The sequence below is a fragment of the Microtetraspora malaysiensis genome (assembly GCF_001528665.1).
In the GTDB taxonomy this organism is placed as follows: domain Bacteria; phylum Actinomycetota; class Actinomycetes; order Streptosporangiales; family Streptosporangiaceae; genus Microtetraspora_A; species Microtetraspora_A malaysiensis.
On record NZ_BBYJ01000023.1, the window covers coordinates 1 to 12,584 of the forward strand.

The 12,584-nt window shown below is 66.5% G+C and carries 13 protein-coding genes; 9 read left to right on the forward strand and 4 right to left on the reverse strand.

The features are described from left to right. The first annotated feature begins 14 nt into the window (after positions 1–14). The 7 genes from AWQ71_RS27680 (at position 15) to AWQ71_RS27710 (ending at position 6,030) form a co-directional block, all read left to right on the forward strand. A complete protein-coding gene (locus AWQ71_RS27680; RefSeq protein ID WP_067138462.1) occupies positions 15–677 on the forward strand; it encodes a DUF4097 family beta strand repeat-containing protein in 663 nt (220 codons plus the stop codon). Positions 678–752: 75 nt separating this feature from the next. Beyond that, the gene (locus tag AWQ71_RS27685) at positions 753–1,883 is read left to right on the forward strand and encodes a serine hydrolase domain-containing protein (protein WP_067138223.1); all 1,131 of its coding nucleotides are present in this window, start codon (positions 753–755) and stop codon (positions 1,881–1,883) included. A 68-nt stretch (positions 1,884–1,951) separates the two neighbouring features. Then, positions 1,952–2,275, forward strand: a complete 324-nt coding sequence (locus AWQ71_RS27690) for a hypothetical protein (RefSeq protein ID WP_067138226.1) — start codon at positions 1,952–1,954, stop codon at positions 2,273–2,275. Between the two features lie 489 nt (positions 2,276–2,764). Next, positions 2,765–3,160 (forward strand): type II toxin-antitoxin system VapC family toxin, encoded by a 396-nt coding sequence (locus tag AWQ71_RS27695; RefSeq protein ID WP_067138464.1) that lies wholly within the window; start codon positions 2,765–2,767, stop codon positions 3,158–3,160. Positions 3,161–3,587: 427 nt separating this feature from the next. Further along, positions 3,588–4,538 (forward strand): prolyl aminopeptidase, encoded by a 951-nt coding sequence (pip, locus tag AWQ71_RS27700; RefSeq protein WP_218001997.1) that lies wholly within the window; start codon positions 3,588–3,590, stop codon positions 4,536–4,538. Positions 4,539–5,011: 473 nt separating this feature from the next. After that, complete coding sequence (locus AWQ71_RS27705; RefSeq protein WP_067138229.1) at positions 5,012–5,521, forward strand: Imm21 family immunity protein; 510 nt, start codon at positions 5,012–5,014, stop codon at positions 5,519–5,521. A gap of 128 nt (positions 5,522–5,649) precedes the next feature. Then, positions 5,650–6,030, forward strand: a complete 381-nt coding sequence (locus tag AWQ71_RS27710; protein ID WP_067138230.1) for a hypothetical protein — start codon at positions 5,650–5,652, stop codon at positions 6,028–6,030. A gap of 285 nt (positions 6,031–6,315) precedes the next feature. Here the strand turns inward: AWQ71_RS27710 and AWQ71_RS27715 are convergent, their stop codons facing one another. From AWQ71_RS27715 to AWQ71_RS27730, 4 genes are all read right to left on the reverse strand, one after another. Then, entirely contained in the window at positions 6,316–7,521 is a 1,206-nt protein-coding gene (locus AWQ71_RS27715; protein WP_067138234.1) for a CU044_5270 family protein, read from the reverse strand. Positions 7,522–7,534: 13 nt separating this feature from the next. After that, the gene (locus AWQ71_RS27720) at positions 7,535–8,110 is read right to left on the reverse strand and encodes an RNA polymerase sigma factor (protein ID WP_067138236.1); all 576 of its coding nucleotides are present in this window, start codon (positions 8,108–8,110) and stop codon (positions 7,535–7,537) included. Between the two features lie 503 nt (positions 8,111–8,613). After that, positions 8,614–9,819, reverse strand: a complete 1,206-nt coding sequence (locus AWQ71_RS27725) for a hypothetical protein (protein WP_067138237.1) — start codon at positions 9,817–9,819, stop codon at positions 8,614–8,616. After that, positions 9,816–10,295, reverse strand: coding sequence for a SigE family RNA polymerase sigma factor (locus tag AWQ71_RS27730; protein ID WP_067138238.1), 480 nt, complete (start codon positions 10,293–10,295; stop codon positions 9,816–9,818). Before AWQ71_RS27730 ends, AWQ71_RS27725 begins: the two co-directional genes overlap by 4 nt. A gap of 162 nt (positions 10,296–10,457) precedes the next feature. Here AWQ71_RS27730 and AWQ71_RS27735 point away from each other — a divergent pair, with 162 nt between their 5' ends. Together AWQ71_RS27735 and AWQ71_RS27740 are read left to right on the forward strand one after the other, a co-directional pair. Next, positions 10,458–11,231 carry a MerR family transcriptional regulator gene (locus AWQ71_RS27735; protein WP_067138242.1) on the forward strand — a complete coding sequence of 258 codons (774 nt, stop codon included), beginning with the start codon at positions 10,458–10,460 and terminating at the stop codon, positions 11,229–11,231. Positions 11,232–11,600: 369 nt separating this feature from the next. Beyond that, entirely contained in the window at positions 11,601–12,533 is a 933-nt protein-coding gene (locus tag AWQ71_RS27740) for a 5'-nucleotidase C-terminal domain-containing protein (protein WP_169806645.1), read from the forward strand. Positions 12,534–12,584 lie beyond the last annotated feature (51 nt).

Below are 12,584 nucleotides of genomic sequence, written 5' to 3' on the forward strand. Positions count from 1 at the left end.
ACAAGGAGCACACGATGCAGAAGTTCGCCACCCCCGCCCCGATCTCCGCCGTCCTGGACATCCCCGCCGGACGCGTCCAGTTCATCGCCGCCGACCGGGCCGACACCACCGTCGAGGTCCTGCCCGCCAGCCCCTCCAAGGGCCGTGATGTGAAGGCGGCCGAGCAGACCACGGTCGAATACGCCGACGGCGTCCTGCGGATCGAGACCTCGATGAAGCACCAGTACCTCGGCCCGACTGGGGCCATCGAGGTGACGGTCAAGCTGCCCGCCGGCTCCCGCATCGAGGCCAAGACGGCCAGCGCCGAACTCCGGACCGTCGGCCGCCTCGGCGACGTCGCCTTCGAAGGCGCATACCGCCAGATCAAGATCGATGAGACCGCAAGCCTCCGCCTCACCGCGACCGACGGCGACGTCGAGGTCGGCCGCCTGGGCGGCCCTGCGGAGATCAGCACCGCAAGGGGCGACATCCGGATCGCCGAGGCCATGGGCGGCAAGGTCGTGCTCCGCACGCAGTCCGGCGACATTTCGGTCGGCGCCGCCGCGGGCGTCTCGGCTTCCCTGGACGCCGGCACCACCCACGGCCGTATCACCAACGCCCTCAAGAACGATGGCACCGCCGAACTCGAGATCCACGCCACCACCTCCAACGGCGACATCACCGCCCGCAGCCTGTAAGAGGGGCACCCCTCAGGCGCGGCGACCCTGTCCGCTCAGTTGAATTTCGTAACAGTTCTAAAGGAGCACACCACCATGTCCATCACCCATACCGACCAGGACCGCCCGGAGCTGCAGAAGGCCATCGAGGAGATCGTCGATTCTGGTTTCACCGGGATGACGATGCGCGTGCACGATGAGCGGGGCGAGTGGGTCGGCAGTGCCGGGGTGGCCAAGCTGGGCGAGAGCGCCAAACCGCCGACCAACGGGCGGGTCCGGATCGGCAGCAACACCAAGACCTTCATCGCGACCCTGGTGCTGCAACTGGTGGCCGAGGGCAAGGTCGGGCTGGACGCCCCGGCGGACGGCTACCTGCCCGAGTTCGGGTTGGACCGGCGGATCACGGTGCGGATGCTGTTGCAGCACACCAGCGGGGTGTTCAACTTCACTGGCGAGTTCTACGACGACGGGACGGTCGTGCCGGGGATCCCCGCCACGACCGCGGGCCAGGAGTGGGTGGACAACCGGTTCACGACCTACCGGCCGGAGGAGCTGGTACGGCTGGCCTTGTCCAAGCCGGCGCGGTTCGCGCCGGGGACGGACTGGAGCTATTCCAACACCAACTACGTGCTGGCCAGGCTGCTGATCGAGAAGGTCACCGGCCGTTCGGTCGCCGAGGAGATGCAGCGGCTGATCCTGGGGCCGCTCGGGCTGACGGGCACCGTGGCGCCGACCACCCAGTCGGAGATCTCCGAGCCGCACGCCCACGCCTACTACCGGTACGAGGAGGCCGGCCAGCAGAAGACGGTCGACGTCACCCGCCAGAACCCCTCCTGGATCTCCAGCGGCGGTGACATGATCTCGACTACCCAGGACCTGCACACGTTCATCTCCGCGCTGGTGGGCGGCAAGCTCCTGCCGGCCCCGCTGCTGGCCGAGATGTGCACGCCGGAGCCCAAGGTCGGCTACGGCCTGGGAGTGTTCGTGCAGGACGCGGGCGAAAACGGCGGCACCATCATCACCCACAACGGCGGCATGGCGGGCCACGGGGCGCTGATGTACAGCACGCCCGACGGCAGCAAGACTCTGACCGCCGCGTTCAACTATGTCGACGACGCCGCACTGTCCCTGGGCGAGGCGTTCCAGAAGGCGACGCAAAGGCTCGTCAAAGAGGTGTTCGGCGGCGGACAGGCCGGGTCGGTTGGCGTGGCCGAGCCGGCTCAGTAGACAGGGTCGAGCGGCGTGGACCCGCACGAGCCAAGCCAGCTCGCTCATCCTGGCCGACGCTCGCCGGCATGCACGACCAGGTCCACTCGGACCACGCGCTGCGCGATGCCGACAAGATCAACGCCACCACCATGCTCGGCGCAGGCGGCGTGGTCTCCACCGCGCGCAACGTCAGCGCCTTCAAGCGCGCCCTCCGCCCGGGCGGGCTCCTGCTGGAGTCCCTGAACAGACTGCTCGCCGACCCGCCGCCTGGAATGCCGCCGCAGCAGCCCTCGGGCGGCCCGTGCGCGGGCAACCCCGAGTTCGCCCCAGGAGGCGGGGGCAGCGCCCCGGCTTCTTCGCCTCGACCCATACCTCCTCTGATGGCCGTCTACAGTTCGCCGTGTCCATGACACTGGCCATGGACAATGACGAGCGCACACCGCGGACCAACGCAGCACCAACGCCCTCAAATCGGTGTTCTGCCCCGCGACTTAAGCCGCACATGACACGTTGCAGGTCTTGGGCATGATCGCCGGGCCATTAGCGGGCCATCAAGGGCGGTCAACAGGGGGCAGTCACGATCCCTCGCGGACTGTCTCTCGCCCAGGTAGCGGCGGTTTCCCCTGAAGATCAGGCCGATTTGCAAGCAGGATTCAGGAGTTCGAATCTCCTAGGCTCCACCGCACGTTTCGCCACCCGGTGCCCCGCTTGTCGGTAGCGTGCTTGTAGATGATCGCGGCTCTTGTGCTGGAGTGGCCCGTGGCGATCTTGTCGTGACCCGCGCGTGTGCTGGGCCCTACGATGTCCATCACTGTTCGGGGCGGCACCCAGGGCGAGCCGGGCGGCGCCTGCCGTACCAGGTTCCTTGCCGTCTCCGTGTCACAGAGGAGATGGTCACGTTGACCAAGTATGTGATCGGGCCGGACGTGGCCCTTCGATTGGCCCATAACGAGACCGTGATCCCCGACGAACACCAGATCCTGGCTCCAACGCTTCTTCGCTCACAGATGCTGTCGCTTCTCTACCAAGCAGTTTGCTGCGGTGAGATGACCAAGAAGGACGCCGATCGCCGGCTCAATTACGTGCGAGGGCTACGGATTCGGCTGCTCGGCGACCGCGTCCTTCAGAGCACCGCGTGGAAGATCGCCGACCAACTCGGGTGGCCGGACACGTTCGCCGCCGAATACATCGCCCTGACCCTGCTGCAAGCCGACGCGTTCATCACACTCGACGCGGAGCTCGCTCGGGCCGTGCAGGAGCTGGTGACCACGGCACCCATCGAGGCCCTGTCTTAATCGGGCACCGGCACGGTCGGGGTGTAGCGCCAGGTGACCGACTCATGGCGAGATCCGGCGCTTGTTCGTTCGTCTACTCGACCGGGCCGCCTGCATTGTGCTCGAATGCTTCTCGGGCCAGTGCGGACACCGTTTTTCCTTCTTGCTCGGCTCGAGCCTTCGCGCGTTCGCGTAGTTCTTCGGGGGGCGGCCGGTCTCCACCGACCGGCTCGTCGACGACCTGTGGGGCGAGGAGCTGCCGGGAAACCCCGCCAACGCCCTTCAGGCCAAGGTCTCCCAGCTGCGCCGGGCTCTTGACCGTGACCGTGGCGCCGGGGCATCCCGGCCCTCCGCCTCGGAAACCGGCCTTCGTCAACGGCAGGCCCGCCGAACGTCCTGATGTGATGAACCCCGGTGATGACAAAGTGGTCTACTTGATCGTATGAGGCTGAAGGAGTTCTATCCGCCGATTGAGCCGCATGAGTCCGGTCTGCTCGATACCGGCGACGGCAACGAGATCTACTGGGAGGTCTGCGGGAATCCCGCCGGAAAACCCGCGGTCTTCCTGCACGGCGGTCCCGGTGGGGGCCTCCTGCCCGGCTTCCGCCGATTCTTCGATCCGGAGGCGTACCGGATCGTGCTGTTCGACCAGCGGAACTGCGGCGCCAGTCGGCCGAGCGCCGGAGACCCTGGGGTCTCGCTGGAGCGCAACACCACCCCGCACCTCGTCGCCGACATCGAACGGCTCCGTGAGCACCTCTCCATCGATAGCTGGCTGGTCTTCGGCGGAAGCTGGGGCAGTACGCTCGCCCTCTCGTACGCCCAGGCCCACCCCGGCCGCGTCACCGAACTGGTGTTGCGCGGCATCTACCTCGTCCGCCCGTCCGATGAGACCTGGAGCTTCACCCCCACCGGCGCCGCCCGCCTCTTCCCGGCGGAGTGGGCCGCGTTCCGCGACGCGGTTCCCGCCGCCGAGAGGCACGACCTGATGACCGCCTACGGCCGCCGCATCGGTGACCCGGACCCCGCGGTCCACATCCCCGCGGCCCGCGCCTGGATGGGCTGGGAGTTCTCGGCCAACACCCTGCTCCCCGTCGATCCGCCGGCGGTCGGCGATGCCGACATCCTCACCTTCGCCCGCATCACCCACCACTACATCAGCAACGGTGGTTTCCTCCCCGAGGAGGGCCTCCTGGCGGGCATCGACCGCATCCGACGCATACCCGCTGTGATCGTCAACGGCCGCTACGACATGAAGACCCCGCCCGATCAAGCGTGGGACCTGCACCAGGCGTGGCCTGAGGCCGAGTTCCATATCGTCGAGGACGCGGGCCACGGCGGCTCCGAACCGGGGATCCGGCACCGCCTGATCGACACCACCGACCGGTTCCGGCCCTGAACGCCCGTGGGGCGTCCGTGGGACGCCCGCGGAGTCGAGCAGGTGAGCCAGGATCATGGGGCCACCTCCCCTATGACCGGCACGCGGGTCGCGATGGACGTGGAGTCCAGGGCCGCCCCGTGGTCCGCGACCGGCGCGGTGTCCACAGGCTGCGTGTACTCGGCGACCATGGTGCGGAGTCGAGCCGGGCGCGATTTTGTCGGGGAACAGGTTGCGGATGTTCATGACCTCATTGCGCGGGTCCTGCAACGCGGCCATGACTCCGACGCCGACCGCCCGCCCCTGGGTGGTGAGCGTGGCGAGCGCGGCCGTGATCCGCTGACCGCAGGTCAGCCGTGAGGACGGATCAGAACTACGACGTATGGTCCCCTCCGGCGATCCGCTGGGCGGAGAGGCAGCGCGTCACCATCGCCGAGTAGCAATGCCAGGACCTCTGCCTTCTCCAGGCATACACCGGTGAAAGGAGGCCGTCAGTGCTTCACACCTGGGTCGAGACCGCAGGAGGGCCGCTAATCGTCGTCCCCAAGTCCGAGCTGGACCATTGGGCGGGCGTAGACCACAACGACGGGCCCGTAGAGACCTGGGGTGACTACGGTCGCGCGTGTGCCGCTGAGGGCTACATCGGCCTCGTCACCGTTGGGGCGCAGCAGGCCCTGGTTCTCGGTGATGAACCGGCCATGACGACCTACCTGACGACCGAACGCCTCTTCTTGCGCTGGGCCGCCGCATACTCCGAAGCCGAGCTGGTTGCGGCGGGCAGGCGAGCCCTCGCGGGGCAACGGGATTGGGACGATGACGAAGATCTGAACTGGGAGGTACGGGAGCAGGTCATACTCTTCGACTCTGCAATTCCCGGTGCTGAGCTGGAGTCTGACGAACGACTCACTATTGATCTGGAGCCTGGCCTGTACAGGGTCCGCGCCACCTACAAGAAGGACGAGGATAATTGGATGATCCTCGTCCAACTCCAGCCGACAACTTGAGCCTGGCGCACTCCGCTCCGACTGGAGACCCTCCGGTGGAACGGTGTTGGGTTGTGTGGTCGATCGGGGGCATTTTTGGGGCACATGGCTTCGGAAAACGCTGGCAGGCGACACTCTAGGACGAAGGTGTGAAGGACGATCGCAGGCTGCGTCGCCTCGTCGACGGCGACACCACATGGCTTTGGTCGGTGCGCCAGAAGCTCGACAGGAATCGGTATGACAACTGCCGTCTGACTCTGTCGCTCTGGCGGGAGGGCTCACGTTCCTGTCTGTCGATCGTCTTTCGGCCCGGCCCGGACAGGATCATTTCCAATACCTATTTCGAGGCCGGCACCGTGGTAGCGCTCCCCGAACGGGACTGGTTGAACCTCTACGAGCCTAAGACGGTTCGCAGCCTCCTGCAGATTGCAACAGCGCGCGGAGAGTTGCCCAGGGGGCCCGGCACCAAGGAAGTCGACGGATGGCATCTCTTTGAAGCTTTGATGGCTGTCCAGAACGCCGAGGCTTGAGGACGTGACCGCTGCACAGCAACGAAGTACATCAACCGGGCCGCGCAAAGGGACCCCTTAAATCGACAGGCGCCACCACACGTTACAGGCCACCACCTCTCGCCACGGTGTAGCACGATTCGATGCCCGTCGTTGAGGCGCGAAAGAAACCGCCATGTGCGGTGATGCTCGGTCCGCCGAGGTCGCCGGAGGCCGGACGTACGCCAAAGGCCCCGTACCCGGAGGATACGAAGCCTTTGACATGCCCCCGCCGCTAGATCACCACCGATGTGGCATCCGGCTCTCTCAGCAGGGGATCTTCATGCGCGAGACCTTTGTCGAGAGCGGCGGCAGGGCGTCCGTCAGGTCGACCTTGACCACGGCGGAGGAGCCGATCACCGCACCCCGCGGCTTGAAGATCGTCGCCGGCTGCTTCTTCTTCCGCAGGGACTCCAGGGTCTTGGTCGCCTCGGCGGGATCCGTGCCCTTTGCCACCATTTGCCGCTTCAAATCGTCAAATTCCTTATCGGAGATCGGCGGCGGGGCGGGCACTGTGGTGGTCTTGTCCTTGGTCGCCACTTCTCGCTCGCCTAGATAGTGGTAGGTCTGCTTGTCGAAGATGAGCTCCGACCGGACGCCGTCGTTCTCCAACGCGACGGCGATGCCCCGGCGGCCGGCGGCGTCAACCGCGTCCGGTACAAGGGTGATCCCGGGGATCTCAGCGGTGATCTGGTAGAGCGCCGCGGTGAGACCGGGGCGGAACACAGTCGAGCGGAGCAGGGTGCCGACCGCCTCCCACTCGCGGAGCTTCTCCGGCACGGCCGTGTACTTGGCCGCCTTCGCCTGAACCTGCTTGCGCAGGAATGCCACATCGGTCGGCCAGTCGCTCATCTGGGCCTCGGTGATGGCGTCCTTGGAGCCGGCGGCACAGGACGACTCGTACAGGGAGTCCTCTGTCTCCATGGTCACTCCCGGAATGGGCCGCTGCGACGGCATCGGCACGCCGGGCACCGGCTCGGCCTTGGTCGTCTGCTCCCGCGTGAGCCACTGCTTCGCCCCGTCGGCGGGAACCCACCGCTCCTCGGTGCGGCTGATGTGCGCGCCGGCGGAGCCGAAGGACCAATAGTTCATGACCCGAGTCTCGGTGTGGATGTACTGACCAGGCCCAGGACGCAGGTCCGGCTCGGCCGCGGCCGCGTGCGCGGCGACCTTCAGCAGCTGCTGGGCGTTCGCGGGCGGGGCGGCGAGGAGGCCCGCGATGCCGTCCGATCCCTGCGAGTCGCCCAGGCCGACCTGGACGACGGTCACGCCGGCGGCCATCGCCGCGGCCAGGCCGCCGGCTATCCCGATGCGCAGGCCGTACCTCCGAAGCCGGGGCACCCGCACCGTCGGCTTCCCCTGAGCCGGTGTGCGGGCCGCTTCCAGCAGCGCGGTGCGCGCGCCCGCGAGATGCTCCTGTGAGCCGGGGGGCACCTCCTCCCAGAGCCGCTTGATCTCGGTCAGGTCATTCATCGTCTTGTCCCTTTCAGTGAGTCGCATGGTTCCGGTCCAGTGCCTGACGGACCTTCTTGCGGGCGCGGTTGAGTCGCGAACGTACGGTGCCGAGGGGGATGTTCAGCGCCTGCGCGACCTCCTCGTAGGTCAGTTCGACCCAGGCCACGAGCAGCAGCACGTCACGATCTCTCGCCTTGAGCGCCGCGAGCGCGGAGACGAGCGGGAGGTTCACCGCGAGCGTCGTCACGCCGTCCTCGACGAGGCCGCCGGCCACCTCCGCCGGATGCACCCCGCTCCGTACGTACGCCCGATAGCGGGTGGTCTCGGCCCGCCGCCGTTTGCCGATCACGTTGGAGGCGATGCCGTAGAGCCACGGCCGGACATCGCCCTGCTCGACGTCGTAGCGGTGACGATGCTGGAAGGCGGCCAGGAAGGTCTCCGACACCACATCCTCGGCGGCATCGGGACCGAGCCGCCGGGCGGCGTACCGATGCAGCAGCGGCGCGTGCCGATCGAAGACGCCGGCGAAGAACTCCGGTTCCTCCCAGGACAGCTGTATCAGCGCCGTGTCGGCGAGCTGCTCATCTGTCGCGGGTAGCCCGAGCATGGATCGCTTGCTCCTTCATTCGATGCCTTTCGACGCGTGATCACGGTCGCCTGTACTTACCGCTGATTCCGGGAATGGTTCACGTCAGGTTTGCGGCCGTCGCCGGCCGGCTCGGGGTGCATCGAAAGGCGTTGCGCGGCTGGGTCCGCCAGGCCGGGATCGACGACGGCGGCAGTCCGGCACCTCCAGTACGGACGCTCAGCGGATCGCTGAGATTGGCCGGGGTCTGCTCCGTCGGCGCACGCGGAGACAGATACGACAAGGCCCTGGCAGAGAGCGTCATCGGCCAGTACAAGACGGATGGGAAGGGTGTGAATGATGCGGAGATCGCCACCATGGAATGGGTGGACCGGTACGGCAACCGGCGGCTGCACAGCCCTTGCTGGGATCTCTCGCCTGCCGATTTCGGAGCGCTCTATCGCGCGGGGATCAACCTGGCGCAGTTCAAGTGGCGGGACATTCGCCAGGAGGGGACCACCGGCTCAGCGGCCTGCCCCGGCCCGCTACCTCGGACTGGACATGGGCAGAGGCGTCTGCCACAGCGGCTTTTGAGCCGGATGGTTTTCGTGCCAGATCACGGTGCCTGCCTCGTCGTAGCCGATGAGCTGGAATCCTTCGAGGTAGATGTCACCGGGCCGCTGGTAGGTGCCGGAGAACAGCCGGACGCCGATTTTCCAGCGGTCGGCTTGTGCGTTGACGGTCACCCGCCGACCGTCTTTGAAAACCAGTGCGACCCGGACTGTCTGGGGAGTGGTGAGGCCGAACCAGCGGCCGTCACGGTCTCGGAAATCAACCGGGTATTTGTCGCCGCCCATGTCGGTCATCAGGTCCTTCGACCGGACCAGGTGCATGCCGACCTCCTGGCCGTCCAGCGTCCAGATCAGCGTCTTGTCGGGAGTCTCGTAGACGTTCGCGATGAGGCCTCCTGGCATGTGCATGGCCGAGCCGAGGGGTCTGCCGTTGGCTTCAGGCCCGACGTGGTTGGCCTCGTCTTTCACCCGCTCGATGACCCGCCCTTCGGTGTCGGTGAACTCGAATGCCGTTATGCGCGTCTCCGAGGGCATCGTTACTGTCCAGATCGACAGGGGCGCGCTCGCGGGCCGCTGGAGGGTACCCGCGATTGTGGAGCCGTCCTTGGCGATGGCCGAGACCCCGGCCACACCGTCACGGGCGCTCCCGTAATACAGCACCGTCTCCGGCGGCGGCCATGACTCTGTCGACCCCTCCGCCCAGGCCCGTTCCTCCTGTGGTCGGCTCTCGACGAGAACGTCGTTACAGCCTCCGCCACCTCCCCCGTTTCTGGACTGCGTGGCCGTACAGAACACCGCACCGGCGACACCTCGCGCGTCCGTCGTCCTGGCGAACCACAGGAGCATCGGTCGGTGTTCTGAAGGGTTGTCGAGGATCAGCCGGTCACCGAGCGGCGTCTTGTCCCGCATGACATCCGTGTAGACGTCGCCACCGCTTTCTTTGGTGGGGTGGGCGGTGACCACACCGGTGCCGATGCCATTCGGTCCGCTCCCTGCGGCCAGGAAGAACGGCAGGGCAGTCGTGGCCGCGGCCGTTGGGACGAGCGCGAGCAGCCAGAACCGTCGGCGCTGCGAACGCAGAGTGCGCCTGCGTACCTTGATCCACGCCTGTGGGCTGGCTTCGTAGGTGTGGGCGCGGGCGTCAAGTGCCGAACGCAGACGGTCTTCAAGCTCATTCATGACGTCTCCAATGCCTTGCTGAGGGCGGCGATGCCGCGGCTGGCATGCGTTTTCACCGAGCCCGGCGATACCCCCATCGCCTCGGCGATCTCACGTTCGGATAGATCCAGCCAATAGCGCAGGACAAGCACCTCGCGCTGACGGCGCGGCAGGCGGTCGAGGGCGGAAAGCAACTCACGATGCTCCTCCGCAACGAGTGCGACGTGCTCGCTGCTGGGCATCGGACTGGGTGGCCCGGTGCGATACAGCCGCGCCACACGTAGGTGACGCAGCCGTTTACGGGTCAGGTTGCAGACGGTGACTCTCAAGTAGCCGAGCGCGGCCCCGTCGTCGCGTAGTCGCCGGGAGTGCAGGCGGGCGAACGCCTCCTGGGCGATGTCCTCCGGATCATCCGCGCCGAGCAGCCCGGCAAGCCGTACCAACGACTGGTACTGGCCGGCGAACAGCTCCGCGAATGCCGAGACCTCGCTCGTCATCGCCGATGTATCTATCACGCCTTCAGGACCCTCGAATGAGCTGGTCGTTGACACGTTGAGAGAAGAAGAATGCCGGCGGCGCCGGAGATAGTGGCGACGGGGATTTCGACGTATGGCCGGACGGCTTGACCCCTACGTGGCGTCAGGCGGCACCGTGGTGGCATGAGCACGGAGGAGTACACAGTCGGCGTCGTCGCCAAGATGGCCGGAGTGTCGGTACGCACGCTGCACCACTACGACGAGATCGGCCTGCTGGAGCCGGAAGGGCGCAGTTCCACCGGTTACCGGCTCTACACCGGCGACGACGTGCGCGAGCTACAACGCATCCTGTTCTACCGGGAGCTGGACTTCGACCTGGAAGCGATCCGGGCGCTCCTGGCCGACCAGGCATCCACTGACGTCGACCGGCTCCACCAGCAGCGGCGCCTTCTCACCGAACGGATAGCACGACACCAGGCCATGGTCGCCCTCATCGACAAAGAGCTGAACGCGCGCACGCTCGGCATCACGCTCACCTCTCATGAGCGGCTGGAAGTCTTCGGAAGCTCCGTCTTGGAGGAGAACGCCGCGCGTGCCGAGGAGAGGTGGGGCGGATCCGAGTTGTGGCAGCAGCGGAAGCTCCGCGCCTCGGCCTACTCGGCCGAAGACTGGCTGGAGATCCGCGCAGAACAGTCCCGCATTCATCTACGTTTTCTCGAATCCATGAACGCGGGAATCCCAGCCACCGACCCGATCGTCATGGATGTGGCCGAAGAGCATCGGCTCCACCTCCACCGGCGTTTTCACGACTGCGACTACGGCACTCATCGATCAGTCGCCGAGTCCTACCTCGCTAATGAGCGGATCGGGCTCAATTTCGACGACGTGGCTCCGGGCCTGTCGCGTTACGTCCATGATGCGATCATCGCCAATGCCGAACGCATGATGGACGTGTAAACGCTACAGATCCGGTGCTCACCTCTGGCTCCCGCGCTCTTCAGCCCTGTCGGCTCTCCCCGCGGCGTCGCGGGCCGCCCGGTAGTCGGCGAGCGGGCTTGAGGCGCTGTGGTCACGATGTCCGAGACGGGCAGCGTGGCGTCGCATGCCTGTGTTGTGGACGCCGAATTGTCGGTCGGTCCGGCTAGCCTCTATTTCTCCAAGGGAACGGGCTAATCCGTTATTCCTTGTCGCAGACCGCAGGAGAGGAATGCTGTGGGCCTATTAGGGAGAACTGGACGCCGAATCGGGGGGCCGGTGGTCGTTATCGCCCTGGCGTCCGGCACCTTTGTGCCGGCGGCGTATGCCGCCCCGAAATCGTGGAGCACCGTGTCCGCGTCCACCGCGAACGCCGACACGCCGCCTGAGCAGGGTGATGATCCGACTCAGAACCTCGTCCAGAAGCTCACCATCCACTTCGAGCGGATTACCGCGTCGAAGTGCCCGTTGACCTTCAAAATCCACGGCTCCTTCGAGGGTCTTCCCGCCGGCCCGCAGGTCATCCAATATCGCCTCGTCGGCACCGAGGAGTGGAAGACCGTCAACGTGCCGGCCCACCACAGAGCCGTGTTCACCACCGTGCTGGAGACGCTCGACTGGGAATGGGACTGGGAGACTACGGCCAAGACCTCGGTGCAGATCGAGATCAGACAGCCGAACGGTCTGACATCCAACACTCTCTACTACTTCAAGTGCGGTTCGCCGGGGGCGGAGGAAACGTTCGGTGCGACCGCCGAGAACATCGGGCTGACCGCCAGCGGTGGCCCGCTGGTCGAACTGGTCGCCGATGCCTACCTGGACTCGGTCCAGGCCCTCTCCGGTGCGGAGGTCGCCCTCGTCAGCAGGTACGGGTTCCGGACGGACCTGAACGCGGGGCCGGTCACCTACGAGGAACTGTGGAACACCCGGCCGGCCGGGCTCGCCGTGGACGTGAACGCGATGACCGGCGCGCAGCTCAAGAAGCTGCTGGCGTATCCGAATCCCTCGGGCTGGGTGCTGACCCCGTCGGCCTCGCTTCGCTACACGCTGGAGGGCGGGGAAGTGACTGAGATCACGTTGAACGGTGCTCCGGTGACCGACACTCAGGTGATCAAGGTCGCGGCCAATTACACGCTGGTGGGCGGCTGGGAGGGCTTCCCGCAATGGGAGGGAAGCACCACCGTCTACCGCGGCGGGCCGGACGACACCGGCGCGCTGGCGTCCTACATCGTGAAGAACTCGCCGGTTGAGGCGCCGGAGGGGGATCGCGTCACCATTCGATGAGTGACACCCAGCCGGTCGGGCGGGCATAGCGCCTGACTCCGGGAAGATCGC

What these genes read in the sequence shown, in the direction of transcription:
- AWQ71_RS27730 (WP_067138238.1), bottom strand. Translation starts at nt 10,295, where the DNA reads ATGACGAGCGAGGTCTCGGCATTCGCGGAGCTGTTCGCCGGCCAGTAC.
- AWQ71_RS27680 (WP_067138462.1), top strand. Translation starts at nt 15, where the DNA reads ATGCAGAAGTTCGCCACCCCCGCCCCGATCTCCGCCGTCCTGGACATC.
- AWQ71_RS27720 (WP_067138236.1), bottom strand. Translation starts at nt 8,110, where the DNA reads ATGCTCGGGCTACCCGCGACAGATGAGCAGCTCGCCGACACGGCGCTG.
- AWQ71_RS27685 (WP_067138223.1), top strand. Translation starts at nt 753, where the DNA reads ATGTCCATCACCCATACCGACCAGGACCGCCCGGAGCTGCAGAAGGCC.
- AWQ71_RS27725 (WP_067138237.1), bottom strand. Translation starts at nt 9,819, where the DNA reads ATGAATGAGCTTGAAGACCGTCTGCGTTCGGCACTTGACGCCCGCGCC.
- AWQ71_RS27690 (WP_067138226.1), top strand. Translation starts at nt 1,952, where the DNA reads ATGCACGACCAGGTCCACTCGGACCACGCGCTGCGCGATGCCGACAAG.
- AWQ71_RS27735 (WP_067138242.1), top strand. Translation starts at nt 10,458, where the DNA reads ATGAGCACGGAGGAGTACACAGTCGGCGTCGTCGCCAAGATGGCCGGA.
- AWQ71_RS27715 (WP_067138234.1), bottom strand. Translation starts at nt 7,521, where the DNA reads ATGAATGACCTGACCGAGATCAAGCGGCTCTGGGAGGAGGTGCCCCCC.